This window comes from Mixta intestinalis, assembly GCF_009914055.1.
In the GTDB taxonomy this organism is placed as follows: Bacteria; Pseudomonadota; Gammaproteobacteria; order Enterobacterales; family Enterobacteriaceae; genus Mixta; species Mixta intestinalis.
On record NZ_CP028271.1, the window covers coordinates 1,449,906 to 1,475,899 of the forward strand.

The window sequence follows — 25,994 nt, forward strand, 5'->3', positions numbered from 1 at the left end:
CTGTGCGTCTTAATCGCATAAATTGGCTGAGACAGCGGCCGTTATTACATGCAATAATCGGCAGCTAATCTGTTACACATCAAGAGTCCAGCACGTTTTCGTACTCAATTTTTGCGTAAGGCGAAGGATTATTTTATGAAGCTGAAGAACACTCTTCTGGTGACTGCCCTGCTGTCTTCCATGACGCTGACCGCCCAGGCGGCGCAGGAGCTCGCACCAGAAAAAGCGGCCGCGTTAAAACCATTCGAACGTATTAATATTAGCGGTCGTTTTAACTCTATTGGCGACGCCAGCGCCGCAGTCTCTAAACGTGCCGACGCCCTGGGCGCCGCTGCTTTCTATATTCAGGGTATTAACGATGCCACCGGTAACAGCGGCAACTGGCGCGTCACCGCCGATCTTTATCGCGCCGATGCGCCTGCGGCCGACGAGAGCCATACCTATCGCTACTTCAGCGGCGTAAAAGAGCTGCCAAAAGGCGAAGCCTATGCGCTGGAGCCTTATGACACGGTTTCCATCAGCGGCTTTTACCGCAGCCAGCCAGACGTAAACGAAGCGATCGGTAAAGCTGCCAAACAGAAAGGCGCGGCCTCATTCTTTATCGTGCGTCAGATTGATGCCAACAGCGGCGGCAACCAGTACGTGACCGCCTATGTTTATAAAGCCGATGCGCCCAAGCGTCAGGTACAAAGCCCGAACGTGATCCCTCGCGATTCCGACGCGGGTAAAGCGGCGCTGGCCGCTGGCGGTGCCGCAGCGAAACAGGTTGAGCTGCCGGGCGTCGCCTCGTCAGAAGCGCCAAGCAGCAAAGTTGGTCGCTTCTTCGAAACCCAGACCAGCTCCGTCGATCGCTATACGGTAACCCTGCCGAGCGGCACCAAAATTCAGGAAGTGAACGCCATTACCGCGGCACAGATGCAGCCGTTTGATACCGTCACCTTTACCGGTCATTTCGGTACGCCAACGGAGATCTCCGAAGCGGTTGCTAAACGCGCCGCAGCCAAAGGAGCGAAGTACTATCACGTGACCCGCCAGTGGCAGAATCAGAGCGGCGGCAACCTCACCGTTACCGCCGATCTGTTTAAATAATCCTCTCCCGGAGCGGCTCCTGGGCCGCTCCGTCATAATCTGAATATTCTGTAGCGTTTTTTGCATAGACTCGCATTGCGCGACAGCCCTGCACTCCGTAAAATCGCCGCCTCATTTCAGTGCAAATGAAGGTTACCTTTTCTTTCTGCCTGATGAAAAGACAGCCGCAACGCGGTTCCCTGGTTATTTATTCTGTTTCAGGACGGTTTTTTGGACAAGAAATTAGGCCTTAGCGCGCTGACCGCGCTGGTACTCAGCTCAATGCTGGGCGCAGGGGTATTTAGCCTGCCGCAAAATATGGCGGCGGTCGCCAGTCCGGCGGCGCTGTTAATCGGTTGGGCCATCACCGGCGCGGGCATTCTTTTTCTTTCGCTGGCGATGCTGCTGCTGACGCGTCTGAAACCGGAACTGGATGGCGGCATCTTTACCTATGCCCGCGACGGCTTCGGCGAACTGGTCGGCTTCAGCTCCGCCTGGGGTTACTGGCTCTGCGCGGTGATCGCCAACGTCTCCTATCTGGTCATTGTTTTTTCTGCGCTAAGTTTCTTTACCGATTCACCGGGGCATGTCGTTTTTGGCGACGGCAATACCTGGCAGGCGATGCTCGGTGCCTCACTGCTGCTGTGGCTGGTACACTGGCTGGTTCTGCGCGGCGTACAAACCGCCGCCAGCATCAACTTGCTCGCCACGCTCGGCAAGCTGGTGCCGCTTGGGCTGTTTGTCGTGCTGGCAATCTTTGCCTTTAATCTCGATCGCTTCCGCTTTGATTTCACCGGCGTCGAGCTGGGACAACCGGTCTGGAGCCAGGTGAAGCAGACGATGCTGATCACCCTGTGGGTATTTATCGGCGTTGAAGGCGCGGTAGTGGTTTCCGCCCGCGCGCGCAATAAGCGCGACGTCGGAAAAGCGACGCTGCTGGCGGTGCTGGCTGCGCTCTGCGTCTATCTGCTGGTAACCCTGCTGTCGCTGGGCATTGTGCCGCGCGCCGAGCTGGCGGAGATGCGCAATCCGTCAATGGCGGGATTGATGACCCGCCTGATTGGTTCCTGGGGCAACGCCGTTATCGCACTGGGCCTGGTGGTTTCGGTATGCGGTGCCTACCTGAGCTGGACCATCATGGCGGCTGAAGTGCCGTTGATCGCAGCGCAGCAGGGCGCATTTCCACGCAGCCTGAGCAGGCAGAATCGCCATAACGCCCCGTCCGCCTCGCTGTGGCTGACTAACGGCAGCGTGCAGGTGTGCCTGATCCTGATCTGGTTGACCAATTCTGACTACAACACGCTGCTGACTATCGCCTCGGAAATGGTGCTGGTGCCCTATTTTCTGGTCGGTGCCTATTTGCTGAAGCTGGTATGGGGAAAAGGCCAGGCGCGCCTGACTTTTGTAGCGCTTGGTGCCTGTCTGTACGGGCTGTGGCTGCTGTACGCTTCCGGCCCGCTGCACCTGCTGCTGTCGGTGATACTCTACGCGCCAGGCATGCTGCTGTTCCTGTTTGCCCGCCGCGGCGGCAGAGCGCGGCATGCGCTCAGTATTGCCGAGCGCAGCGCTATTACCCTACTGCTCGTGGGCGCGCTGCCAGCATCGTGGTTGCTAATGCGATAATCAGTGCGGGGCGGCTGGGAACTGAATGGTCAGCCGCTCTTCATGCTGCGAAAGCGACAGCGGCTTACGATATTCGCGATGAATCGCGTCAAGCTGCTCGCTGGAAAGCGGGTACGGCAGCAGAATATCAAACTGGGCGATGTGCTGTTGTTCAGCCAGCGTAATCAGGCGCGCAATGTTAATTTCATCGCTGACCTGGGTTGAAATGATTTGTAGCGCTAATTCTTTTAGCCGTTCGGAAGGCGGCCGCTGCGAATCCGCCGGACTGCGCGTTACCATGCCGAAGATCGGCATGACGCCATAAATGGCATCGACGAAGCTCCAGCGTTTTTTGCAGGATGCAGCAAGAAAATCGGTATAATTGAAGCAGATGCGATCTTTCAGGTCCGCCGACGCCAGCTGTTTATCTGACACCCTCACTCTCCTCCTGGCCAGAAAAAAAGGGTTACAACCTGCGTTAACAACCCTTCAGATATAATGGCATAGTTTCTCTTACTTGTACTATACCTCTTACGTTATTTAATGGGCGTTGATGGTTGTTATTCTCAGAAAAGGCTATGCTGCCTGAAGTTGCAGCCTGATTATCCATACATCATGAATAAAATTGTTTTTGTTGAAGACGATCCTGACGTGGGCGAACTGATTGCCGCCTGGCTCAGCCGTCACGGACTGGATGTGATCGTGGAAAGTCGCGGCGACCGTGCGGAAGCGGTGATTGCCCGTGAGCACCCCGATTTGGTGATGCTGGATATTATGCTGCCCGGCAAAGATGGCATGACGCTCTGCCGCGATCTGCGCGCCGTCTGGCCCGGCCCGATTGTGCTGCTCACCTCGCTGGACAGCGATATGAATCATATTCTGTCGCTGGAGATGGGCGCTAACGACTATATTCTGAAAACCACGCCGCCTGCGGTACTGCTGGCGCGTCTGCGTCTGCATTTACGTCAGGCAAGCGCGACACAGCATGATGAAATCGCCCCGGTGATTAACAGCCAGAAGGCGCTGCGTTTCGGTTCGCTGACGATCGATCCGCTTAATCGCCAGGTCACGTTGGGCAGTGAGATTATCGCCCTCTCCACCGCCGATTATGATTTGCTGTGGGAGCTGGCGATTCACGCCGGACAGATCCTCAACCGCGATGCGTTGCTGAAAACGCTGCGCGGCGTCAGCTATGACGGTATGGATCGCAGCATCGACGTAGCCATTTCACGCCTGCGTAAAAAACTGCATGACAGCGCTACCGAGCCCTACCGCATTAAAACCATTCGCAACAAAGGCTATCTGTTTGCGCCGCACGCCTGGGAAGCGCACGCAGAATGAGAAAACTTTTTATCCAGTTTTACCTGCTGCTGTTTGTCTGCTTTCTGGTCATGACCATGCTGGTCGGCCTGGTCTACAAGTTCACCGCCGAGCGTGCCGGGCGTCAGTCGATGGACGATCTAATGAAAAGCTCGCTCTATCTGATGCGCAGCGAGCTGCGCGAGATCCCACCGCGCGACTGGAACAAGACCATCAATAATCTCGACCTTAATCTCTCCTTTAAGCTGCATATCGAGCCGATGAGTAAATACCACCTCGATCCCGGCAGCATGCGCCGCCTGCGCGCCGGGGAAATTGTCGCGCTGGATGATGAATACACCTTCCTGCAACATATTCCCCGCAGCCACTATGTTCTGGCGGTGGGGCCGATTCCCTACCTTTTCTATCTGCATGAGATGCGGCTGCTGGATATCGCGCTGCTGGCCTTTATCGGCATGTCGCTGGCGCTGCCGGTGTTTATCTGGATGCGTCCCTACTGGAAAGATATGCTCAAGCTGGAATCGGCGGCCCAGCGCTTCGGTCAGGGGCATCTTGATGAACGCATTCATTTTGATAACGCCTCCAGCCTGCTGCGTCTCGGCGTCGCCTTTAATCAGATGGCGGATAACGTCAATACGCTGGTCACCAGTAAAAAACAGCTGATTGATAATATCGCGCACGAGCTGCGTACGCCGCTGGTGCGCCTGCGCTACCGGCTGGAGATGAGCGACAATCTCAGCGCACCGGAATCCGCCGCGCTTAATCGCGATATTGGTCAGCTGGAGTCGCTGATTGAGGAGCTGTTAACCTACGCCCGCCTCGATCGACCTCAGGTGGAGCTGTTCTTGCAGCCGGTCGATCTTGCCGGCTGGCTCAGCGAGCGCATCGCTGATATTCGTTCGGTGCATCCCCACTACGATATCGCGCTCGATCTGCCGCAGCGCGAAAATTTTGGCGTATCGGATACGCGGCTGATGGAGCGGGTGCTGGATAACCTGGTCAATAACGCCCTGCGCTACGCGCAGCAGCGGCTGCGGGTGGGCCTGTGGTTTGACGGTAATCTGGCCTGCCTGCAGGTGGAAGATGATGGCCCCGGTATTCCTGCCGAAGAGCGCCAACGGGTGCTGGAACCCTTTGTCCGGCTCGATCCCAGCCGCGATCGCGCTACCGGCGGCTGCGGCCTGGGTCTGGCGATCGTGCAATCGGTAGCGCAGGCGCTGAGCGGCTTTGTTGCCATCGACAGCAGCCCGCTGGGCGGTGCCAGCGTTCGCTTTTGCTGGCCGGTTGATTTACCTTTGCGGGGCACGACGGCGCCCCGTCCCTAATCTATCAAGGAGATATGCGTGACATCAGCTTATCAACATCTGACCCGGACTTTTCAGCGCCTGGCGCGCTTCGGTCATCTTTCCGCCATCGCGGGCTGGGATATGCAAACCATGATGCCGCCAGCCGGTAGCCAGGCACGCGGCGAAGCGCTGGCGGAGCTGAGCGTGTTGCAGCATCAGATCCTGACCGACAGCCGCATGGAAGCCTGGTTGGATGCAGCGCAGCAGGAAACGCTGAACGATGTGGAACAGGCCAATCTGCTGGAGATGCGTCGCGCCTGGCAACAGGCGGCATTGCTGCCCGCCGCGCTGGTGGAAGCCAAATCGATTGCCGGTTCACGCTGCGAACACGCCTGGCGCCAGCAGCGTCCGGCTAATGACTGGCAGGGCTTTGCCGCCAATCTGCAAGAAGTGGTGCGCCTCAGCCGGGAAGAGGCGGAAATTCGGGCGCAGGCCGCAGGCTGCTCACGCTATGACGCCCTGCTCGATCTCTACGAACCGGGCATGACCAGCGCGCAGCTGGATGCCACCTTTGGCGATCTGATTCAGTGGCTGCCCGATCTGTTAGAACGCGTTGTGGCGAAACAGTCGGCGGAGCCGGTCGATATACCGTTGGGCCCATTTCCCGTTGAAGCACAACGTCAGCTTGGCCTGCAGCTGATGAAGCTGCTCGGCTTTGATTTCAACGCCGGACGGCTTGACGTCAGCGCCCATCCTTTCTGTGGCGGCGTACCGGAAGATGTGCGCATCACCACGCGCTATAACGAAAATGAGTTCGTCAGCGCCATGATGGGCGTGATTCACGAAACCGGGCATGCCCGTTACGAGCAAAACCTGCCGAAAACCTGGCGTGGACAGCCGGTGGCGCTGGCCCGCTCTACCGCCATTCATGAATCGCAAAGCCTGTTTTTTGAGATGCAGCTGGCGCGCAGCGCGCCGTTCCTGCAACATATTCTGCCGCTGGTCAGCGCGCAGATGGGGGAACAGCCAGCGTTAACGCCCGGTAATTTTGTACGCCTGAATCAGCGGGTAAAACGTGGCTTTATTCGCGTCGATGCCGATGAAGTCAGCTATCCACTGCATATTATTCTGCGTTATGAAATTGAACGGGCGCTGATCGGCGGCGATATTGAAGTGGAAGATATTCCGGCGCTATGGGATGAAAAAATGCAGCGCTATCTGGGGCTGGATACCCAGGGCAACTACCGCGACGGCTGTATGCAGGATATTCACTGGACCGACGGTGCCTTCGGCTATTTCCCTACCTATACGCTGGGCGCGATGTATGCAGCACAGCTGTTCCAGGCAGTCAGGCGCGCCCTGCCGCAGCTGGATACGCAGATTGCCGCTGGCGAATTACAACCGATCTTCGACTGGCTGTCACAGAATATCTGGCGTCACGGCAGCCGCTTCCCCACGGCGCAGCTGATCGCGCAGGCAAGCGGTGAAGATCTGAATCCGCAGCATTTCCGTCGCCATCTGGAGCAGCGCTACCTGTAACCCTGCTTTACCGGCCTGATATTTGCCGCAGGCCGGTTTCCCCGCCTTGTACATTCGGTTACACGCCGATACCAATCACTCACGGAAAGCCCCGCAGCCTTTCTTTATAGTCTCTTCACCGGCCCCGCAGTGGGCTAATACATGAAGAAACATTCGAGGGTTTTGCAATGAAAAAATTATTCGCTCTGGTTGTAGCCGCTGCTATGGGTATCTCTTCCGTTGCCTTTGCCGCTGAAACCACCGCTGCTCCAGCTACCGCGCCTGCCGCAACGGCAACCACCACAACCGCTGCGCCAGCAAAAGCTCAGCATAAAGTGATGCATCATAAACACAAGAAAGCGGCCGCTCAGAAAGCGCAGGCAGCGAAAAAGCATCACAAAAAAGCGGCTGAACCGGCGGAGCAGAAAGCCCAGGCTGCGAAAAAACATCATAAAGCAGCCGCCAAACCGGCAGAGCAGAAAGCTCAGGCCGCTAAAAAACATCACAAAGCAGCGGCAAAACCAGTAGCACAGAAAGCTCAGGCGGCTAAAAAGCACCACAAAAAAGCCGTTAAAGCTACCGCAAAATAATCACAGGGGTACGCTCCTGAATAACAGCCTGTGAGCGCCCGGATTTCCGGGCGTTTTTTCCTGGAGTAGCGGAAATGATACGTCGCTATCGTTTCGAGATAATTCTTGCCGTGATGATACTCTGTGGCGTTATTGCGGCCTGCTTCTATATTTGATGCTGTAGCGTACTGATATTCTGGATTAAACTCCCTTTTTTATTGCTCACCGACTATAGTTAACGCCTGACGCGTGTTAACCCTTTATTCTTATTCTCCCCTTTTTGAGAGAGATATGCGCATAACGGCTGTGTTAATAGTGGGTTTACTCTGTTTTCCCTTTTTTACCCATGCGGATGATGGCGGCGATGATGACGGCCTCAGCCCGGAAGAACTCCAAACCCTGTTTTTTGGTCATGACGATCGTAAGCCGATCGATGCCGCTGACAGCATGCCCTGGGAAGCTATCGGCCAGCTGGAAACCGAAAGCGGCAACCTCTGTAGCGCTACGCTCATCTCCACTCATCTGGCGCTGACCGCAGGCCATTGCCTGGTAACGCCGCCGGGCATTCTTGATAAACCGGTGGCACTACGCTTTATCGCCAGCGACAGCGGCTGGCGCTATGAAATTCATGATATCCAGGCGCGGGTTAATCCCGGCCTGGGGAAAAAACTAAAGGCTGACGGCGATGGCTGGATTGTGCCGCCTTCGGCAGCGCCGCTGGATTACGGCCTGATTGTGTTGCGCAATCCGCCTTCCGGCATCACGCCGGTGCCGCTGTTTGCCGGTTCACGCAGCGATCTTACCGCCGCGCTGAAAAGCAGCGGGCGTAAGGTTACCCAGGCTGGCTATCCGGAAGATCATCTGGATGCGCTCTGGTCACACAGCGGCTGCCTGATTACCGGCTGGGCGCAGCGTTCAGTGCTGTCGCACCAGTGCGATACCCTGCCTGGCGACAGCGGCTCGCCGCTGCTGCTGCAAACTGACGAGGGCTGGCGGTTGATTGCGGTACAAAGTTCGGCCCCGGCAGCGGTGGATCGCTGGCGCGCCGATAACCGCGCCATTGCCGTGACCGCGTTTCGCGATGATTTAGAGGCGCTGGCCGCAGAGTAACGCTGCGGCCAGCGGGCATCAGGCGGCGATCTGCTCCATTGCCTGTAGAATGCGCTTATCGGAGATAGGATAAGGCGTGCCGAGCTGCTGGGCAAAATAGCTGACGCGCAGCTCTTCAATCATCCAGCGGATCTCCTGCACATCTTCATCATCGCGCCGCGTGGGCGGCAGCTTGTTCAGCCAGCTCTGCCACGCCTGCTGCACCTGCTCCACCTTTAACATCCGCGCGCGATCGCTGTGCGGATCGACCGGCAGTTTTTCCAGCCGTCGCTCAATCGCCTGTAAATAACGCAGCGTATCGGGCAGCCGCTTCCAGCCGTTTTGCGTCACAAAGCCGCGATACACCAGGCCACTCATTTGCGCCTTCACATCGGACAGTCCCAGCGCCATCGTCATATCCACGCGCCCTTTCAGCCGCTTGTTGATATTGAACACCGCCGTCAGGATCTGTTCCACCAGCTTAGCGATGTCCACCACGGTATCGTTCAGCCCGGCGCGCACCTTATCATGCAGCTGCTGGAAATCCGCTTCCTTCCAGGCCGGGCCACCGTTTTCTGCCATCAGCTTATCGATACCGCAGCTGATACAGTCATCAATCAGCTCCAGTACCTTACCGTAGGGGTTAAAATAAAGCCCCAGCTTGGCCTTGTTCGGCAATTTTTCATGCAGATACTTAATCGGCGACGGAATATTCAGCAACAGCAAACGCCGCTGACCGCGCCACATCATCTTCTGCTGCTCGTGCTGGCTGTCAAACAGCCGGATCGCTACGCTATCTTTCTCATCCACCAGCGCCGGCCAGGCCTTGACGCTGTAGTTGCCGCGTTTCTGCTCAAACTGCGTGGGCAGATCGCCAAAGCTCCAGATATGCAGGCCGCTCTGCTCCAGCCCGTCATCGGCAACTTTCGACAGCGTTTCCTGCACTTTATCTTTCAGCGACGCCTTCAGCGCGGCGAGATCCTTGCCCTCTTTCAGCTTGCGGTTGTGTTCATCCAGCACGCGGAACGACATTTTCAGGTGATCGGGCACCTGATCCCACTGCCAGGCCTCGCGGTCAATCGTCACGCCGGTCATACGACGAAACTCACGTTCCAGTGCATCCAGCAGCGGCGTTTCACTATCGGTGACGCGCCCTAAAAACGCCTCGGCGTAGTTAGGCGCAGGGACAAAATTACGCCGTACCGGTTTCGGCAGCGACTTAATCAGCGCCACCACCAGCTCGCGGCGCAATCCGGGAATTTGCCATTCAAAGCCGCGCTCCTCAACCTGATTCAGCAGCGGCAGTGGAATATGTACGGTAACGCCATCCGCATCTGCGCCCGGCTCAAACTGATAGCTGAGGCGCAGCTTAAGGTTGCCCTGATGCCAGAAGTTGGGGTAGTCCAGCTTGCTGACGCTGTCGGCTCCCTGCTTAATCAGCATCTCTTTATCGAAATTAAGCAGATCGGGCGTCTGCTGGCTGGCCTTTTTCCACCAGCTGTCGAAGTGGCGAGCGGAAACCACATCGTGCCCTACGCGGCTGTCGTAAAAGGCAAACAGCGTTTCGTCATCCACCAGAATATCGCGGCGGCGCGTTTTATGTTCCAGATCCTCCACTTCGCTGCGCAGCTTCTGGTTGGCCTTAAAGAAGGCGTGCCGGGTTTGCCAGTCGCCCTCCACCAGCGCATGCCGGATAAACAGCTCGCGCGACAGCGCCGGATCGATTTTGCTGTAGTTAACCTTGCGTGCGCTGACGATCGGCAGGCCGTACAGCGTCACTTTCTCCATCGCCATCACCGCGCCTTGCGCTTTCTCCCAGTGCGGCTCGCTGTAGCTGCGCTTCAGCAGATGCTGGGCAATCGGCTCAATCCATTCCGGGTCGAGGCGCGCAGCGATACGTCCCCACAGGCGGCTGGTTTCCACCAGCTCCGCCACCATGGTCCACTTTGGCGGCTTTTTAAACAGCGCCGAACCAGGGAAGATAGAAAAACGGGCGTTGCGCGCGCCGCTGTACTCCTGCTTTTCGGCATCTTTCAGGCCGATATGGGAAAGCAGGCCGGTCAGCAGCGCGGTATGTATCTCCCGGTAAGGTGCCGGTTCGCTGTTAACCGGCATCCCCAGTTCACGGACCACCTGGCGCAGCTGGGTGTAGATATCCTGCCACTCACGCACGCGCAGATAGTTGAGATAATCGGTTTTGCACAGGCGGCGGAAGGCGTTGCCGGAGAGCGCCTTTTGCTGCTCCTGTAAATAGTTCCACAGGTTAACGAAGGCGATAAAGTCCGACTCTTTATCGGCGAAGCGACGATGTTTCTCATCTGCCGCCTGCTGCTTTTCTACCGGACGTTCGCGCGGATCCTGAATCGACAGCGCCGCAACGATGATCATCACTTCACGCACGCAGCCATATTTTTGCGCTTCCAGCACCATACGCGCCAGTCGCGGATCGACCGGCAGCTGCGCCAGCTGGCGTCCCGCCGGCGTCAGGCGATAGCGCCCATGTTCCTCTTCACCGATTGCACCCAGCTCCTCCAGCAGCCGCACGCCATCCTGAATGTTGCGCTTATCCGGCGCTTCGACAAAAGGAAAAGCGCTGATATCACCGAGGCCGAGCGCCGTCATCTGCAAGATAACCGAGGCCAGGTTGGTGCGCAGGATTTCCGGATCGGTAAATTCCGGGCGACTTAAGAAATCTTCCTCGGAATAGAGACGGATACAGATACCTTCGGAAACGCGCCCGCAGCGCCCTTTACGCTGGTTGGCCGAGGCCTGCGATATCGGCTCAATCGGCAAACGCTGTACCTTGGTGCGATAGCTGTAGCGGCTGATACGCGCAGTACCGGGATCGATAACATATTTGATACCGGGCACCGTCAGTGAGGTTTCCGCAACGTTGGTCGCCAGTACGATGCGCCGCCCGCTGTGCGACTGAAAGACGCGGTTCTGCTCGGCGTTCGACAGACGCGCGTAGAGCGGCAGAATCTCCGTGTGCGGCAGATCGCGCTTGCTCAGGGCATCGGCGGTATCGCGGATTTCACGCTCGCCGCTCATGAAAATCAGGATATCGCCGCTGCTCTCCTGCCCCAGCTCATCCACCGCGTCGAAAATCGCCTGCAGCTGATCGCGATCGCTCTCTTCCACATCATTGACTACCGGGCGATAACGCACCTCAACCGGATAAGTGCGGCCTGAAACCTCAATCACCGGCGCATTATTGAAGTGACGTGAAAAACGCTGCGGATCGATGGTCGCCGAAGTGATGATAATTTTCAGATCGGGACGACGCGGCAGCAGCTCGCGCAGGTAGCCAAGCAGGAAATCGATATTCAGGCTGCGCTCGTGCGCCTCATCAATGATGATAGTGTCATACTGCATTAACAGGCGATCCTGCTGGATTTCCGCCAGCAGGATACCGTCGGTCATTAGCTTGATCTGCGTAGTGTCGCTAACCTGATCGTTAAAACGCACCTTGTAGCCAACGCAGCCGCCGAGCGAGGTTTCCAGCTCGTCGGCAATACGGTTCGCCACGGTACGTGCCGCCAGACGACGCGGCTGGGTGTGGCCGATCAGCCCTTTTACCCCGCGCCCCAGCGTCAGGCAAATTTTAGGTAGCTGGGTGGTTTTACCGGAACCGGTTTCCCCGGCAACGATAACCACCTGATGATCGCGGATCGCCTCAGCAATCTGTTGCTGTTTCTGGCTGACCGGCAGATTTTCCGGGAAGCGAACGGTGGGCGTGGCCGCCTGACGCTGTTGCAGACGCTGCTCCGCCAGCGCGAACTCTTTTTCCAGTTCTTCAGCAATGCCCTGCTGTGCGGCAGGATTTTTTACCTTTTTTGCGCCGTGCAGGCGACGTTGCAGCCGCTGGCGATCGCGCAGCGTAACCTGATTCAGCCGCGCCCAGAAAGGTGACAGCGGCGATGCGTTTGATTCCACAGACATATTCATTACCTTTTTAACGCGGCGGCTTCTGTTTGCTGTTATGGCCGTCGCGTAGCCGACGTGCGCCGACATTGCGTTCATTTACTGTGGCTTATGTTACCACAGGCGGTACAGGCAGGGATGGCCCGCCTGCGCTTGTTCAATTATTTCGAACATCGGACTCGAAATATTACGCTATCACTGCTGCATTAAACTCCCTACAGTGTAAGCCATTGAGCAGGCAGACTTCCCTATTAGCAGACAGGAAAAAATCATGAGCAAAGTATTAATTTTAAAATCAAGCATTCTTGCGGGTTATTCACAGTCAGGCCAGCTGGCAGATTTTTATGCTGAGCAGGCAAAAGCCAACGGTGACCAGGTAACGGTACGCGATCTGGCAGCCGACCCGATTCCGGTACTGGACGGTGAACTGGTAGGCGCGTTGCGTCCTTCCGATGCAGCCCTGACCCCGCGTCAGCAGGACGCGCTGGCGCTGTCAGATACGCTGATTGCGGAGCTGAACGCGCACGATGTGATTGTTATTGCGGCACCGATGTACAATTTCAATATCCCGACCCAGCTGAAAAACTACTTTGATCTGATCGCCCGCGCTGGCGTGACTTTCCGCTATACCGAAGCGGGTCCGGAAGGCCTGGTGAAAGGCAAACGTGCCGTGATTATCTCCAGCCGTGGCGGCATTCATAAAGATACCCCGTCCGATCTGCTGACGCCGTATGTACAGCTGTTCCTGGGCTTTATCGGCATTACCGACGTTAACTTTGTCTTCGCGGAAGGTATCGCCTACGGCCCGGAAGTGGCCACCAAAGCCACCACCGAAGCGAAAGAGACGCTGGCACAGCTGGCTAACGCCTGATGATGATCGCTGGTCGCCGCTGCGCGACCAGCATTACTTTTTCAGCCACTGCCCGTTAATGCCGAGCACATATTCCCCCTGCCCGGCGCGCTGCACCAGCTTCTCCCCTGCAATCCGTGCCACCTCCGCCGTGGTTAAGCGATTACGCTGCGCTATTTGCTGGTAATGCTCCTCACGTCCCTGATTGATCTGTTTCACTAACGCCAGCGTCTCTTTATCCTGCTGACGCGGTGCCAGATAGCCGCTAAGCGTTTCGCCCACGCGCCCCTGTTGACGCGCCTCATCCAGCGTCAGCGCCTGCGCCAGCGGCGATACCAACACCGCCAGCAAACAGAATTTGGCCCAGCTTTTCATCATGCCTCCGCTCAGAAGAGATTGCTTTGATTCTTAAGTAACGCCTCCACATCTTTATCAACCTTGATGTGGATCTCATGCTCGATTTTTACGTTCATATTGATAGTGATCGGTTCTTTCGGCGCAGCAACCTCAATGCGCGGTACGCAACCGACCAACATGCCGCAGCAGACCAGCAGCAGCCGATTAGTTTTCATGGGTCGATCCCTTCTGTGACGGCAGAGCGGCGTTCTGCTCTACCCAGGATTGCAAATTATCGCCAAAGCGCAGGCTGCGCCACAGCTGAAACAGGTTTTCCTGATGGCGATAGCTGAGGTTTACATGCTGATCGCGGTTGCTGAAACGACTGGTGCCGTTGACCTGCGCCTGCATCGTCAGATCGCCGATGGCGTTGAGGTCAAGCGTGGCCCAGCTACGCGAGATTTCCATATAGCGCAGCCAGTCCAGCGCCGCGCCGGTAGCGATATTATTGCTGGCGATGGCGTCCGCCATCTGCTTATCCAGCCGCAGCGTCAGGCTGCCGCTGTTGGCGATCCAGCCATCTTTCACCAGCCAGGGCGAATGGTTCAGCCACAGCGGTAGCTCACCGTTAATACGCCCGGAGAGCGCAATTTGTTTTACCTTAAGCGCGGTGGTTAACTCGCTCAGGCTGATATCGTTCAGGCGAATAATCGCCGCCTGGTGTTGAGGCAGGCGCAGCTGCGGCATCGCCAGGCTGCCATCCAGCAGCGCCATACTCACGTTGCTGAGAGTTAACGGCGAGCCTTCGTCCCACGGCCAGCTGCCCTGTAAATCCGCCGTCACCGCGCTAATCGGAAACTGGCTGTTGATGGTTTTGATGCGCAGCGATACCGGCCCGTGAGTACCGAAATACCAGCGGCTTTGGCGCAGACGGAAAGGCAGGGAAAAATCGATCCCCTGTACGCTGTTGTCCGGCATCCAGACCGCACCATCCTGCACCACCCAGTGCCCGCCTGCGGTAAAGCCCTGGCTATCGGCGGCGGAGAAGGCTACCTGTGCCCGCAGCCAGCCGTCGGCGATCCGCATTTTCAGATCGGGATCGAGCAACGGCTGGAACACCGTCAACGACTGGCGCGGCCACCAGGCCTGACCGCGCAGGCGCTCGCTGTCCCAGCGTCCGTTAACGCGTACCGGGCCGATCTCACCAGCGCGTAAATCCCCGTTAAACAGGAAGTGGCCCGGATCGCTGCCGTGCAGCGCAATCTGTAAATCGGAAGGCGGCAGCCGGCCACCGCTGCTAAAGCGCGTTTCGCCCGCTTTCAGCGTCAGGCTACCGCTAAAAGCAGGCGCTTCGGCGGCGCGCTGCCAGACCAGCGGCTGTGCCAGCCGTAGCCGTGGCTGGCTGACGGTTACCATGCCATAGTGCAAACGATCGAAACCGGTAGAGAGCGTATCGAGCGTAATGGCGCTATCCTGCCAGTTGCCAGTACCCATGCCGTCCCAGCGCGCCGCCAGCGGTGCCAGGTAGCCGTTACCCCAGTAGCGCCAGGCCCAGCGCCCGCTGTCGGGCCAGAAGCTCGCGGCACGTCCGTCAAGATGTAAGGTAAAGCGTCCGCGACTGGCGTCATGCGCACGCAGGATGGCCTGCAAGCGCCCGTTGATGCCGGATGACGAAAGCGTGATGCCCGCCAGCGGCCAGCGCGCCTCATCAACTTCCAGCGTGGAGAGCAGCCGCCCGCGCATCCGCAATAGCGCGCCGGGTGCGATACGCAGCTGAGGATCGAGCAGCGAACCATTTAGCGTGCCCGGTAAGGCCGCATAAAATTGCAGCGCGGCCAGTTTGCTTTCGCCGGTAAGACGCAGCGGCAACGCGCTGTCGGTAAGAGAGATGGCCCGGCCCCAGCGTCAGCACCACGTTGCCTTTGCCGCCGCGCCCCTGCGTCAACATATTCATGCGCCCGACGATCTCTGTCGCCTCCAGCCCCTGCTGCCAGTGGCTCAGCGTCAGCGCCACACCGCCCGCCAGCGGCTGCGAAGCCCATGGCCAGCGCCAGCGGCCCGCGGTGATCGCGATCTGTTGCGGCGTGACCTGCCAGGGCAGCTCCACCAGCGGCGTCGTCTGTTCATCGGTTTGATGCAGCGTCAGTTTGCCCTGGTTCTGCTGCCAGTCGAGGGCCAGACGCAGCGGGTGCGGCACCTGCGTCAGGGTAAAATCGCCGGTTAGCTGCCCGCGCTCCGGCACGCCATCGGCAAACGGAGCCAGCGTCAGCGATCCATGCAGGCTAACCGGCTGGCTGAGCATCGGCGCCTGGGCGGTTAACTGACGCAGCGTCAGATGCTGTCCCTGTAGATCGGCTCTGAACTGCACGTTATCGCCCTGATAATCGATCCGTTGCGCAGCCCGATCGAGCGTCAGGCGCAGCGCACCGGCCCAGCTTTGATAAGGATTAACGATAAGCTGTTGAACAACGACATCGGCTGACGGCAACAGAGCCTGCCACTGCGCCAGCGTGCGTGGGGCGCTGGCGTCACCGCTGTCGCTGGCGGGCAGCTGGCTCAGGCAGGCGCTATCCAGCGCCAGACGCCGTGCGCCAGCCTGCCAGCGCGCCTGGCGGTAGCCCAGGGTTAAATCATCAGCGCTGGCCAGCGTGCAGTCACCGGCCAGGTAGCGCACCGCCGGAAAATGGATCGTGCCCTGACGCCAGCGTGGCGCGGTATCAAGCGCAATACGGGTGCCTTCCGGCAGCCAGACACCCGCCAGGCGCGGCAGCCAGTACGTCACGCTTAACAACAGCGTCAGCACCAGCAGAACCAGCGCCAGCAGCGAGGCTAAAGCGAAAAACACGCGCCGACGCATTGCCATGACAGTCCCGTTCTGAAAACATTCCGGCGGCTATGATGGCACGATCGTCAGGCCGGGTGAAGGTTTGCGAGCGCTTTTCTCATCATTGCTGCCTGCGGATAAGCGATTCGCGAGACTGCCCGCAGATTCCTGGTTACGCGCCTCTGGCAGTCAGTCTAGAATAGAGGAAGAAGACAATAAGGAGACGACAATGAAACTTGCGGTCTACAGCACCAAACAGTACGACAAGAAATATCTTGATCACGTCAACCAGCATTTTGGTTTCGAGATCGAATATTTCGATTTCTTGCTTACTGAGCGGACGGCGATCAACGCCGTTAACTGCGAAGCCGTTTGCATTTTTGTTAATGATGATGCCAGTCGCCCGGTACTGGAAATTCTTAGCGCCCAGGGCGTCAAAGTTATCGCGCTGCGCTGCGCCGGATTTAATAACGTCGATCTGGAGGCAGCGAAAGAGCTGGGCATGAAAGTGGTACGCGTACCGGCCTACTCGCCGGAGGCGGTGGCAGAACATGCGGTGGGCATGATGATGACGCTGAATCGACGCATTCATCGCGCCTATCAGCGTACCCGCGACGCTAACTTCTCGCTGGAGGGGCTGATCGGCTTTAACATGCATGGACGTACCGCTGGCGTCATCGGCACCGGTAAAATCGGCATTGCCACGCTGCGCATTCTGAAAGGCTTTGGTATGCGTCTGCTGGCGTTCGATCCCTGGCCTAACCCGCAGGCGCTGGAACTGGGTGCGGAATATGTCGACATCAAAACGCTGTTTAAAGAATCTGACGTAATTACGCTGCACTGTCCGCTAACGCCGGAAAACCATCATCTGTTGAATGCCAGTGCGTTCAGCCAGATGAAAGATGGCGTGATGATTATCAATACCAGCCGTGGCGGACTGATCGATTCTCAGGCGGCGATCGATGCGTTAAAACAGCAGAAGATTGGTTCGCTGGGGATGGACGTGTATGAGAACGAACGCGATCTGTTTTTTGAAGATAAGTCCAACGATGTCATTCAGGATGACATTTTCCGTCGGCTTTCCGCCTGCCACAACGTGCTGTTTACCGGTCATCAGGCGTTTTTGACCGCTGAGGCGTTAACCGCTATTTCGGAAACCACCTTGTCCAATCTTCAGCAGCTGAAGAAAGGTGAAGCCTGTCCGAACGAGGTTAACTGATAAGTAACGCGGACGCGCCTGGCGCGTCCGCATCAGAAACGTGCGCAGCTGCCGCTTTCCAGCGCGCTTTCGCTACAGCGTCGTCCATTCGCTAACTGACACATCCCCACGCTACTGCCGTCAAGCTGACGTGAAAAAGCCAGTGTTCCACCAGCGCTGGCGCAATTGCTTTCTGCCAGTGAAGACATGGACACTCTGGGCTGAACGTGTGCGGCGGTAGCCTGCTGCGGCGGTTCGCTATCGTCGCTGCTGCTGCATGCGGAAAGCAACAGCGCTGCGCCGGCAAGCAGAAAGGTGGCTGCTTTCATATGTCGGGCTCCCATCGAATAAAATAAAGGCGCTGCCAGCATAAGCGACGTTTATCGATGCGTCGAGATATGAAACAACTTTTTACTTAATTTTTTGATGGCAAAGTCACCAGGAAAACTCTCGTTTCGCTTACGGAATCCACTGAAACTGCTCTCTGTTGCCCGCCTGGCGACTCTGAACGTATTTATACAGACAGTACCCGGCACAATCAGCTGCTGAGCAAAGCATGCCTTCCGCGTTATACGGAAGGCATCGCAAATTACACCGGGTTTAACGTTTCGGTACTATCAAACGATACCCAGGGCGAATTTGCTTCTGTACCTAACGAATAGTAATAGCGTAGTTTCTTATCCGCATCGTAGGCGATAACGGTTTTTCCTATAGCTTTATTAACCGCATTAATTTTAGCGGTTAATGATTTTAGCTGAGCCTGAGAGTAGACGAAACCACTGCTGATTCCCTCATTATTACTAAACACCCACTCTATTTCTGGCACTTCGCCACTGGTCGCTACGTTTAAGGAGCCTGATGAGTCCGTTTTGGCATAGCGCAAAGACAACGCCCCTGCAGAATTAATATTATAGCAATTACTTATGATAAACGATTCCTTAATATCGCGCAGGCTCACGGCATATTTATTGGCCCCATAACCGGTACCGGTAATACGTACCCTGGCAAGTTGAAACAGGCTCATGGCGTAATCATTGGTTCCCACATCAACAATACTTTGGTTAATAAACAGCTTTCCGCCGCTACCGCCCTGGATAAGGATCCCGCTAGCCGTGCCATTACCCACTAACCGGCATCCGCTAAGTAACAGATGATTATAATCCGCCGTAACTCCTTTAATTTGATTAGCAAATCCTTCGGCATAACAATTGTTCAAATGTAAATCTTCCGCCGGTGCCAGATCAAAGGCGTTGTTGCTTTCATCGCCTTTATTACGCATGGAAACCTGTAACGTGAGTTTATGTTCTCCCGCCACCGTGGAAGAGCGCGTAAGAATAACCCCGGCCCCGGAGGAGCCTTCCTCCATCAAAACAACTGAACGGATATTGACATGGCTTGACCAGTTCTGGATACAAATAGCCCCATGTTTCGGCTTCCAGTTGGCACCCGCAGACTGCCCGTCGGGGCGTGTATATTTGATGGTGTTTTCGGCAATAACATTGGTACACATGATGTAAGCTTCTCCCCACCATGTGGCCCCGCCAATGGAAATATTGCCGATAGAAACACCATTACTGATGCCTTCAAAAGCGAAATGACGGCGAAAAGATCCCCAGGCCAGATTATTGGTCATAATCGTATGCTGTGCATCAAACTCAGGGCGACCGGAGTTTGAGGTAACCGGCGCTTCAGCATGAAAAGCAATACGGCCATCGGTGCCCTCTTTGCACGAGGCGTAATTACCATCAATCACGGTTCCCGATCCCCAAATGCTGACCGCATCCCCCCCGATCCTCACGCCCGACGCCAATACAATCAAAAAAGTAATTTCCCAGAATACGCGAGCCGTGTGCGCGGTAGGTTGAGTCAGCGATGACCGCATTAACCTGATTGGTCATGGTACAGCCCTGAACCAGACAGAAATCTGCCTGAATATCCACCGTACCCTGGCGTCCGCCTCCATCTCTGGGTTCAGCATCGCTTTGCAATAATAAAGGATTGGTTGAAATGAGATTTAAAATCTTACTGCGCGGATGTTTCAGGGCAATCATCGATTGCGTAGCCATATTACTTCCAATTGGCCTGATTTCTCCGGTTTCTGTACCCGCAATAATTTGATCGTCAAACCCGGTTTGAATTTGTCCGGCAAGATTAACAACAGTGTCAATAATAACATGGGTGGTTCTGTTTAATAATTCCTGAATGGCTTGCGTATGATCCGTTGTGAAATCATCAGGACCATCTACTTTGATATTTAACGACGATGTGGAGACTGACATAGGAATCCTCTCTATTTTATAAAATAAACAGACCTATTTACCTGGCGTACTCCAACTAGCCTGTTGAGAATAACACAGCGATCTTTTTTTAATCATTAATTTTTAATTCTTTAAAATTCATGCGTTAATTTTAGTGCCACGGATTAATAAAATCGTTTTTCTTTTCATCTGAGTAAATTCTTATAAGCATTTCTTCACCCAAAAAAACCCATTGTTTTATAATAACGAATAGCTGGACCTGGGAGTGTGAAAGCTTATTACCCTTATTTCCCCTTCCTGGTACCAGAGTGGATTACAGCATCATCCGGCCCCACTGAAAGTGAGTCTGCCGACGTTATGCTTACACCAAAGTGGAGCGGAAAACGTACGCTTCGCTGTTCACATTGACCCCTGGTGGGAGACAGCGATAAAACGTGCTGGTATTCGGCGACGTAATCCGTACCATACGCGCCATACTTATGCATGCTGGCTGTTATCTGCCGGTGCTAATCCGTCATTTATAGCTAACCAGATAGGGCAAGAGAACGCGCAAATGGTGTATGAAATTTACGCTGCCTGGATTGAAGAACTGAACGGTAATCGGGTCGAAATGCTAAATGTCCGGCTAGCGTTATAAAAACTTTGCCCCCTGCATGCCCCCTTTGGTATTTGAGACAACAAAAAAATGCAAGAAAATCAAGCAACAAACAAAAAAGAGCAGTACAACCTGAACAAGCTACAAAAGCGTTTACGCCGCAACGTGGGCGAAGCCATTGCCGATTTCAATATGATTGAAGAAGGCGATCGCATTATGGTCTGTCTGTCTGGCGGCAAGGACAGTTACACCCTGCTGGAGATTTTGCGTAATTTACAGCAAAGCGCGCCGGTCAATTTTTCGCTGATCGCGGTTAACCTCGATCAAAAACAGCCGGGTTTCCCGGAGCATGTGCTGCCGCAGTATCTGGAATCTATTGGCGTCGAATATAAAATCGTCGAAGAAAACACCTACGGCATCGTTAAAGATAAAATTCCGGAAGGCAAGACCACCTGCTCACTCTGCTCGCGCCTGCGCCGGGGTATCCTGTACCGCACCGCTACCGAACTGGGTTGCACCAAAATCGCGCTGGGACATCACCGCGACGATATCCTACAAACGCTGTTTTTAAATATGTTCTATGGCGGCAAAATGAAGGGGATGCCGCCGAAACTGATGAGCGACGATGGCAAACATATTGTGATTCGTCCACTGGCCTACTGCCGCGAGAAAGATATCGAACGCTTCGCTACTGCGCGTCAGTACCCGATTATTCCCTGCAACCTCTGTGGATCGCAGCCCAACCTGCAACGTCAGGTAATTGCCGAAATGCTGCGCGACTGGGACAAGCGTTATCCGGGACGTATCGAGACGATGTTCAGCGCGATGCAGAACGTGGTGCCTTCGCATCTGGCCGATACCGCGCTGTTTGATTTCAAAGGTATTCAGCACGGCAGCGAAGTGGTGGATGGCGGCGATCTCGCTTTCGATCGTGAAACGCTGCCGCTACAGCCGGTTGGCTGGCGGCAGGATGAAGAAGAGCCTGCCGCAGGCGAACGTCTCGACATTATCGAAGTAAAATAAGCGGTTAGCCGCCATCCTCATCGGTCAGGGATGGCGGCTCTGATTAATGTTTCATATGAGGCGGTGGATCGATAATCGGATCGGGATTTGGTGCGGGATCGGGCTGTGGTTGTGGCTGAGGTATCGGCTCAGGAATGGGAACCGGATCGGTAGGTACAGGGTCGGAAGCGGAAATCTGGTCGGGCGTCCACATCGTGCGCATATCGTTTCTCCTCTTCTGCTGAATGATTAAGCATAGAAGAAGTTGTAGATGCTGGCGAAGCGGCAAAAAAAAGCCGGCTTTCAGGCCGGCGTCGTACGAATCAATTGTGCTATGCAGTAATTCAAAAAAAGGAAGTAAGACAATATGGAGCGCAACGCCCATCGCTTGACGTTGCATTCACCTGCGAGAGAGAGCTTGCCCCAGTCATCTATAACGTTTATTGATGCCGATCAGCTTTTTTTCGCTTTTCACTTCCCCTGTATCCAGCATTTATAACCACTTACGTTTGTGCAACCACAGGGCAACGACACCCACCAACAACACTAACATCAGACAGAAAATCGCAAAGCCATAATGACTCTCGGCACCGGGGATTCCGCCCAGATTGACGCCAAACAGACCGGTCAGAAAGGTGGTGGGAAGAAAGATCATCGCCAGCAGCGACATAGTATAGGTGCGCCGGTTCATCGCTTCCGCCATCACCGACGCGATTTCATCGGCCAGCACCGCGGTACGCGCAACGCTGGCGTCGAGATCGTCCAGCCCGCGCCCCAGTCTGTCGGATATCTCCTGCATACGCCTCCGCTCATCGTCATCCATCCAGCCCAGCTTTTCGCTTGCCAGCCGTGCGTAGACATCACGCTGCGGGGCCATATAGCGCCGCATAACAATCAGCTGCTTGCGCAACAGCGCCAGTTCACCACGAGCCGGTACGCTTTGATCCATCAGCGCATCTTCCAGCTCAATGATTTTATCCTGTAAATCTTCAATAAATTCGCTGGCGTGATCGGTCAGGACATCGCACAGCTCCACCAGCCAACTGCCGCCATCAACCGGTCCGTTACCGTTTTGCAGCTCGGTCAGTACCTCATCAATAGCGTAAACCTTACGGCGGCGGGTTGATACAATCAGTTTGTCGTTGATGAATACCCGAATGGCGACCAGCTGATCGGGACGTGAATCGCTGTTCAGGTTGACGCTGCGCAGCGTAATCATAAAGCCGTCGCCCAGCCGACTGACGCGCGGGCGCAGACTATCGCCCGCCAGCGCATCACGCACGGTATCAGGGATTAGCGGCGTTGAGTTCAGCCATTCAGCGCTCTGCTTGTGGGTATAGTTAAGGTGCAGCCAGCAGGGGCGCTCACAGTGAATCACATCTTTATCTTCAATCGGGATCAGCCCGCCCTGTCCGTCAAGCTGACAGGCAATAATCGCATCTGAAACCTGTAGCGCTTTTCCTTCAATGACGTTCACGTCATGCCTCTTAAGCCGCAGAATCAATACGATACAGTCTAGCCTGCCGCCATGCAGAAGCAATCCTTCTGCGGTTATCGGAAGACAGACAACCGGGGAAAAGTGCAACAGAACGCGACGTTAACCGCGTTTGAAAGAGGAACGGACAGAAAACGCCCCGGCAGACCGGGGCGAAGGAGATGCGGGCAGGATACGCCGCGAAGCGCACTAAAGCCGTGTTATGCTTCAGTGCTTCACAATATAAAGCTGGCGGCTGTAGGCGACATCCTCCGGGTTATTAATCGGATATCCTTTCACCCACGGCTTAATTAAGCGTGCGTTAGTATATTGGTAGATTGGCGCTATCGGTGCCTGCTCCTCGATAATCTGCTCGGCGCGATTATAGTCTTCGTTACGTGCCTGCGCGTTACTTTCCTTGCTTGCCTGCGCCAGTACCGCATCATATTCCGCGCTCTGGAAACGGGCAATATTCCCGCTATGGCTGGAGGTCAGCAGGCTCAGAAAGGTTGACGGCTCATTGTAGTCACCTACCCAGGAAGCGCGGATAACATCAAACTTGCCGCTATTACGGCTGTCGATGTAGGTTTTCCACTCCTGATTCTGTAACTTAACCTCCACGCCGAGATTCTTTTTCCACATTGAAGCCACGGCAATTGCAATTTTTTGGTGGTTTTCCGAGGAGTTGTATAACAGCGTTAAACGCAACGGTTTCGTGGGTCCGTAGCCTGCCGCAGCCAGCAGTGCTTTCGCCTGGGTATTCAATTCTTCCTGCCCGTGCTGCTGTAAGAAAGACGGTTTGGCTGAAAGCCCGCCGTCACGTCAGGGGTAAAATGCCAGGCAGGTTTTTCACCGGCCCCCAGAACTTTCTCAGCGATAATGCGGCGGTCGATGCTCCATGACAGTGCCTGGCGCACACGTGCGTCAGCCGTCGGCCCCTGCTGCGTATTAAACGCGTAATAGTAGGTGCCTAGCTGATCGGGCGTATAAACCTCGCCCGGCAGCGTCTTTTTCAGCATGTTATAGAGATTTTTAGGAAAGGATTCGGTGATATCAATATCACCGGCGCGATAACGTTTGGTGGCCCCGGATTCGTCATTAATCGGCAGAAAGGTGACCTGATTAATGACCGAGTGTGCGTTATCCCAGTAGTGAGTGTTGCGCACCAGCACGATTTTTTCATTTACCACCCGATTTTGCAGCCGATAGGCACCGTTACCCACCAGATGTCCCGGTGCTGTCCAGCTATCACCCCATTGCTCAATAGCCTGATGTGGTACAGGATAAAGGCTGGCGTGCGCCGTCAGGCTGGGAAACCAGGGTACCGGACGTTCCAGCGTCACTTTCAGATGATAGTTATCCAGCGCAGTGACGCCCAGGCTTTCCGGCGGCTGGTGTCCCAGAATTATGGCTTCCGCATTCTGAATTGCCGCCCAGACCGGCAAACCATGCAAACGGCGAGGCGTTTTTACTGTCTATCAACCGTTGCCAGCTGTAAACAAAATCATGCGCGGTTACCGGTTCACCATCGGACCAGCGCGCATCCTGACGCAGGGTGAAGATCCAGCTCTGGTTATCATTACTCTGCCAGCTAAGCGCAACGCCGGGTACAACTTTTCCGTCCGCATCCTGATTGGTTAGCCCTTCAAAGAGATCGCGCAGTACCTGAATTTCCGGCAGGCCTACCGCTTTAATCGGATCGAGCGATACGGGTTCATCTTTAATATGTCGTACGATTTCCTGACGCTCGGCCAGCTGCACACCGGGCGGTACGTCTGCCGCCTGCGCCGCAGAAAAAAGCGTGGTCAGCAAAAACGCGCCCAACGTAATGCGAAATGATTTCATCTTGTCCTACCTTTAAAGCTGCCGGAATGGCTAAAGCGTGACGGAGGCTTATGCTAACCGGCACGTTAATGCAAATTATTGATCCTGAACCAGCTATTTTACCATTTACTCGTTGCCGTTTAACGGTCTGCGAGGCTTTTCACAGGCATTAATGATAACGCCATGTCTACACGGCTTCCGGCGAAGCACGCTAAACCAGCCATTAACTGGCAGCAGTAAAATCGATTCTGCCGCTACCGAACTGTAAACCCGGCTCCACATCCACTGCCAGCCAGGTCGGCCCGTCAAGATCGACAAAACGCGCCCGCGTTACCAATGGCAACGCGGCGCTGATGGCACGCGAGGTACAGAGCATACAGCCCAGCATCAGGTCGAGTCCGGCCTGTTCAGCTTCGCTGGCAAGCGCCAACGCTTCGGTCAGCCCACCGGTTTTATCCAGTTTGATATTAATCATCTCATAGCGCTGGCGCAGTGCCGCCAGGCTGCTGCGCGTATGGCAGCTTTCATCAGCGCATATCGGCAGCGGGTGGATAAAGTTAGCCAGCGCTTCGTCATCGGTAGCGGGCAGCGGCTGTTCCAGCATCTCTACGCCAAGATCGGCCAGCAGCTGACAGCGGGCGGCCAACCCTTCGCTATGCCAGGACTCATTTGCATCGACAATCAGCCGCGCCTCCGGCACTGTACTACGAATCGCCATCAACCGTTCGGTAATCAGGTGGTTATCGAGCTTAATTTTCAGCAAGACGGCACCGTTTTCCCACAGGGCCAGCGCACTGGATGCCATCAGCTCCGGCGTATCCAGCGTGACGGTCTGCGCCATGCTGACGCTGTCGGGCAACGTGACGCTAAGATGCTGACACAGCGTTTGTTGCTGCTGGCGACAGGCCAGATCCCATAATGCACAGTCGATAGCGTTACGCGCCGCTCCGGCGGGCAGCGCCTGCTGCAACGCTTCGCGCGTCATTCCCCGCTCCAGCTGCGGCAGCAGTAAAGTGATTTGCGCCAGCACCGAGGCTTCACTTTCGCCATAGCGCGGATAAGGCGTACATTCGCCCACACCCTTAACGCCATCCTCTTCCAGTTCTACCACCACTACGCCTGCCTGTTCACGGCTGCCGCGGGCAATGACAAAAGGTTTAATTAGCGGCCATGCTTCCGGATAAACTTTAACCGTTCTCATCTTTTTCTCTCGTTAGCGGCAACAGGAACGCCACGGATGCGATGCACTTCGCAATA

The 25,994-nt window shown here is 55.7% G+C and carries 21 protein-coding genes and 3 pseudogenes; 12 read left to right on the top strand and 12 right to left on the bottom strand.

Annotation, left to right across the window (positions count from 1 at the left end):
• Positions 1-135: 135 nt before the first annotated feature.
• Together ydgH and C7M51_RS06780 are read left to right on the top strand one after the other, a co-directional pair.
• Positions 136-1,089 carry a DUF1471 family protein YdgH gene (gene ydgH / locus C7M51_RS06775; protein ID WP_160621086.1) on the top strand — a complete coding sequence of 318 codons (954 nt, stop codon included), beginning with the start codon at positions 136-138 and terminating at the stop codon, positions 1,087-1,089.
• A 210-nt stretch (positions 1,090-1,299) separates the two neighbouring features.
• The gene (locus C7M51_RS06780; protein WP_160621087.1) at positions 1,300-2,691 is read left to right on the top strand and encodes an amino acid permease; all 1,392 of its coding nucleotides are present in this window, start codon (positions 1,300-1,302) and stop codon (positions 2,689-2,691) included.
• On the opposite strand, the gene C7M51_RS06785 is transcribed toward C7M51_RS06780, so the two are convergent.
• Positions 2,692-3,105: a hypothetical protein gene (locus C7M51_RS06785; RefSeq protein WP_160621088.1), complete on the bottom strand. Its 414-nt coding sequence runs from the start codon at positions 3,103-3,105 to the stop codon at positions 2,692-2,694.
• 180 nt (positions 3,106-3,285) lie between these two features.
• Between C7M51_RS06785 and rstA the strand changes: the two genes are divergently transcribed.
• From rstA to C7M51_RS06810, 6 genes are all read left to right on the top strand, one after another.
• A complete protein-coding gene (rstA, locus tag C7M51_RS06790) occupies positions 3,286-4,011 on the top strand; it encodes a two-component system response regulator RstA (protein ID WP_160621089.1) in 726 nt (241 codons plus the stop codon).
• A complete protein-coding gene (rstB, locus tag C7M51_RS06795) occupies positions 4,008-5,315 on the top strand; it encodes a two-component system sensor histidine kinase RstB (protein WP_160621090.1) in 1,308 nt (435 codons plus the stop codon). Before rstA ends, rstB begins: the two co-directional genes overlap by 4 nt.
• A gap of 18 nt (positions 5,316-5,333) precedes the next feature.
• Positions 5,334-6,815: a carboxypeptidase M32 gene (locus C7M51_RS06800; RefSeq protein ID WP_160621091.1), complete on the top strand. Its 1,482-nt coding sequence runs from the start codon at positions 5,334-5,336 to the stop codon at positions 6,813-6,815.
• Between the two features lie 167 nt (positions 6,816-6,982).
• A complete protein-coding gene (asr, locus tag C7M51_RS06805; protein ID WP_160621092.1) occupies positions 6,983-7,384 on the top strand; it encodes an acid resistance repetitive basic protein Asr in 402 nt (133 codons plus the stop codon).
• Positions 7,385-7,458: 74 nt separating this feature from the next.
• A complete protein-coding gene (ydgU, locus tag C7M51_RS22865) occupies positions 7,459-7,539 on the top strand; it encodes a small membrane protein YdgU (RefSeq protein WP_482805587.1) in 81 nt (26 codons plus the stop codon).
• A 115-nt stretch (positions 7,540-7,654) separates the two neighbouring features.
• Complete coding sequence (locus C7M51_RS06810; RefSeq protein WP_160621093.1) at positions 7,655-8,473, top strand: trypsin-like serine peptidase; 819 nt, start codon at positions 7,655-7,657, stop codon at positions 8,471-8,473.
• Between the two features lie 18 nt (positions 8,474-8,491).
• On the opposite strand, the gene hrpA is transcribed toward C7M51_RS06810, so the two are convergent.
• Complete coding sequence (gene hrpA, locus C7M51_RS06815) at positions 8,492-12,394, bottom strand: ATP-dependent RNA helicase HrpA (RefSeq protein ID WP_160621094.1); 3,903 nt, start codon at positions 12,392-12,394, stop codon at positions 8,492-8,494.
• A gap of 253 nt (positions 12,395-12,647) precedes the next feature.
• Between hrpA and C7M51_RS06820 the strand changes: the two genes are divergently transcribed.
• Positions 12,648-13,247 carry an FMN-dependent NADH-azoreductase gene (locus tag C7M51_RS06820; RefSeq protein ID WP_160621095.1) on the top strand — a complete coding sequence of 200 codons (600 nt, stop codon included), beginning with the start codon at positions 12,648-12,650 and terminating at the stop codon, positions 13,245-13,247.
• A gap of 33 nt (positions 13,248-13,280) precedes the next feature.
• Here the strand turns inward: C7M51_RS06820 and C7M51_RS06825 are convergent, their stop codons facing one another.
• The 3 genes and pseudogenes from C7M51_RS06825 to C7M51_RS06835 all read right to left on the bottom strand — a co-directional run bounded on the left by C7M51_RS06825 (position 13,281) and on the right by C7M51_RS06835 (position 16,425).
• Positions 13,281-13,601 carry a YdbL family probable chaperone protein gene (locus tag C7M51_RS06825; protein WP_244323831.1) on the bottom strand — a complete coding sequence of 107 codons (321 nt, stop codon included), beginning with the start codon at positions 13,599-13,601 and terminating at the stop codon, positions 13,281-13,283.
• Positions 13,602-13,612: 11 nt separating this feature from the next.
• The gene (locus tag C7M51_RS06830; protein WP_160621097.1) at positions 13,613-13,798 is read right to left on the bottom strand and encodes a YnbE family lipoprotein; all 186 of its coding nucleotides are present in this window, start codon (positions 13,796-13,798) and stop codon (positions 13,613-13,615) included.
• Positions 13,788-16,425, bottom strand: a pseudogene (locus tag C7M51_RS06835) (YdbH family protein). The gene C7M51_RS06830 and the pseudogene C7M51_RS06835 overlap by 11 nt, the downstream one beginning before the upstream one ends.
• A gap of 190 nt (positions 16,426-16,615) precedes the next feature.
• Between C7M51_RS06835 and C7M51_RS06840 the strand changes: the two are divergent.
• Positions 16,616-17,605, top strand: a complete 990-nt coding sequence (locus C7M51_RS06840; RefSeq protein WP_160621098.1) for a 2-hydroxyacid dehydrogenase — start codon at positions 16,616-16,618, stop codon at positions 17,603-17,605.
• A gap of 32 nt (positions 17,606-17,637) precedes the next feature.
• Here the strand turns inward: C7M51_RS06840 and C7M51_RS06845 are convergent, their stop codons facing one another.
• The 3 genes from C7M51_RS06845 to C7M51_RS06855 form a co-directional block, all read right to left on the bottom strand.
• On the bottom strand, positions 17,638-17,913 hold the full coding sequence (locus C7M51_RS06845; RefSeq protein ID WP_160621099.1) for a putative hemolysin: 276 nt from the start codon (positions 17,911-17,913) through the stop codon (positions 17,638-17,640).
• Between the two features lie 260 nt (positions 17,914-18,173).
• A complete protein-coding gene (locus C7M51_RS06850) occupies positions 18,174-19,337 on the bottom strand; it encodes a hypothetical protein (protein WP_160621100.1) in 1,164 nt (387 codons plus the stop codon).
• Positions 19,330-19,863 (bottom strand): hypothetical protein, encoded by a 534-nt coding sequence (locus C7M51_RS06855; RefSeq protein WP_160621101.1) that lies wholly within the window; start codon positions 19,861-19,863, stop codon positions 19,330-19,332. Before C7M51_RS06855 ends, C7M51_RS06850 begins: the two co-directional genes overlap by 8 nt.
• Before the next feature lie 394 nt (positions 19,864-20,257).
• Here C7M51_RS06855 and C7M51_RS06860 point away from each other — a divergent pair.
• Positions 20,258-20,479, top strand: a pseudogene (locus C7M51_RS06860) (tyrosine-type recombinase/integrase); the annotation flags it as partial.
• Between the two features lie 48 nt (positions 20,480-20,527).
• On the top strand, positions 20,528-21,460 hold the full coding sequence (gene ttcA, locus C7M51_RS06865) for a tRNA 2-thiocytidine(32) synthetase TtcA (protein WP_160621102.1): 933 nt from the start codon (positions 20,528-20,530) through the stop codon (positions 21,458-21,460).
• A 43-nt stretch (positions 21,461-21,503) separates the two neighbouring features.
• Here the strand turns inward: ttcA and ynaL are convergent, their stop codons facing one another.
• The 4 genes and pseudogenes from ynaL to ycjG all read right to left on the bottom strand — a co-directional run bounded on the left by ynaL (position 21,504) and on the right by ycjG (position 25,938).
• Positions 21,504-21,662 carry a proline-rich small protein YnaL gene (gene ynaL / locus C7M51_RS06870; protein ID WP_160621103.1) on the bottom strand — a complete coding sequence of 53 codons (159 nt, stop codon included), beginning with the start codon at positions 21,660-21,662 and terminating at the stop codon, positions 21,504-21,506.
• A gap of 270 nt (positions 21,663-21,932) precedes the next feature.
• Positions 21,933-22,916 (bottom strand): zinc transporter ZntB, encoded by a 984-nt coding sequence (zntB, locus tag C7M51_RS06875; protein ID WP_160621104.1) that lies wholly within the window; start codon positions 22,914-22,916, stop codon positions 21,933-21,935.
• Positions 22,917-23,141: 225 nt separating this feature from the next.
• Positions 23,142-24,758 (bottom strand): annotated as a pseudogene (locus C7M51_RS06880) (peptide ABC transporter substrate-binding protein).
• A 202-nt stretch (positions 24,759-24,960) separates the two neighbouring features.
• Positions 24,961-25,938 (bottom strand): L-Ala-D/L-Glu epimerase, encoded by a 978-nt coding sequence (gene ycjG, locus C7M51_RS06885; protein ID WP_160621105.1) that lies wholly within the window; start codon positions 25,936-25,938, stop codon positions 24,961-24,963.
• Between the last annotated feature and the right edge of the window lie 56 nt (positions 25,939-25,994).

Bases quoted from the DNA above. Each gene is read 5' to 3' on its own strand.
- ynaL (WP_160621103.1), bottom strand. From the start codon at position 21,662: ATGCGCACGATGTGGACGCCCGACCAGATTTCCGCTTCCGACCCTGTA.
- rstA (WP_160621089.1), top strand. From the start codon at position 3,286: ATGAATAAAATTGTTTTTGTTGAAGACGATCCTGACGTGGGCGAACTG.
- asr (WP_160621092.1), top strand. From the start codon at position 6,983: ATGAAAAAATTATTCGCTCTGGTTGTAGCCGCTGCTATGGGTATCTCT.
- C7M51_RS06855 (WP_160621101.1), bottom strand. From the start codon at position 19,863: ATGTCAGTCTCCACATCGTCGTTAAATATCAAAGTAGATGGTCCTGAT.
- ydgU (WP_482805587.1), top strand. From the start codon at position 7,459: ATGATACGTCGCTATCGTTTCGAGATAATTCTTGCCGTGATGATACTC.
- rstB (WP_160621090.1), top strand. From the start codon at position 4,008: ATGAGAAAACTTTTTATCCAGTTTTACCTGCTGCTGTTTGTCTGCTTT.
- C7M51_RS06825 (WP_244323831.1), bottom strand. From the start codon at position 13,601: ATGAAAAGCTGGGCCAAATTCTGTTTGCTGGCGGTGTTGGTATCGCCG.
- C7M51_RS06820 (WP_160621095.1), top strand. From the start codon at position 12,648: ATGAGCAAAGTATTAATTTTAAAATCAAGCATTCTTGCGGGTTATTCA.
- ydgH (WP_160621086.1), top strand. From the start codon at position 136: ATGAAGCTGAAGAACACTCTTCTGGTGACTGCCCTGCTGTCTTCCATG.
- ycjG (WP_160621105.1), bottom strand. From the start codon at position 25,938: ATGAGAACGGTTAAAGTTTATCCGGAAGCATGGCCGCTAATTAAACCT.
- C7M51_RS06810 (WP_160621093.1), top strand. From the start codon at position 7,655: ATGCGCATAACGGCTGTGTTAATAGTGGGTTTACTCTGTTTTCCCTTT.
- C7M51_RS06830 (WP_160621097.1), bottom strand. From the start codon at position 13,798: ATGAAAACTAATCGGCTGCTGCTGGTCTGCTGCGGCATGTTGGTCGGT.
- C7M51_RS06840 (WP_160621098.1), top strand. From the start codon at position 16,616: ATGAAACTTGCGGTCTACAGCACCAAACAGTACGACAAGAAATATCTT.
- hrpA (WP_160621094.1), bottom strand. From the start codon at position 12,394: ATGTCTGTGGAATCAAACGCATCGCCGCTGTCACCTTTCTGGGCGCGG.
- ttcA (WP_160621102.1), top strand. From the start codon at position 20,528: ATGCAAGAAAATCAAGCAACAAACAAAAAAGAGCAGTACAACCTGAAC.
- C7M51_RS06845 (WP_160621099.1), bottom strand. From the start codon at position 17,913: ATGAAAGCAGCCACCTTTCTGCTTGCCGGCGCAGCGCTGTTGCTTTCC.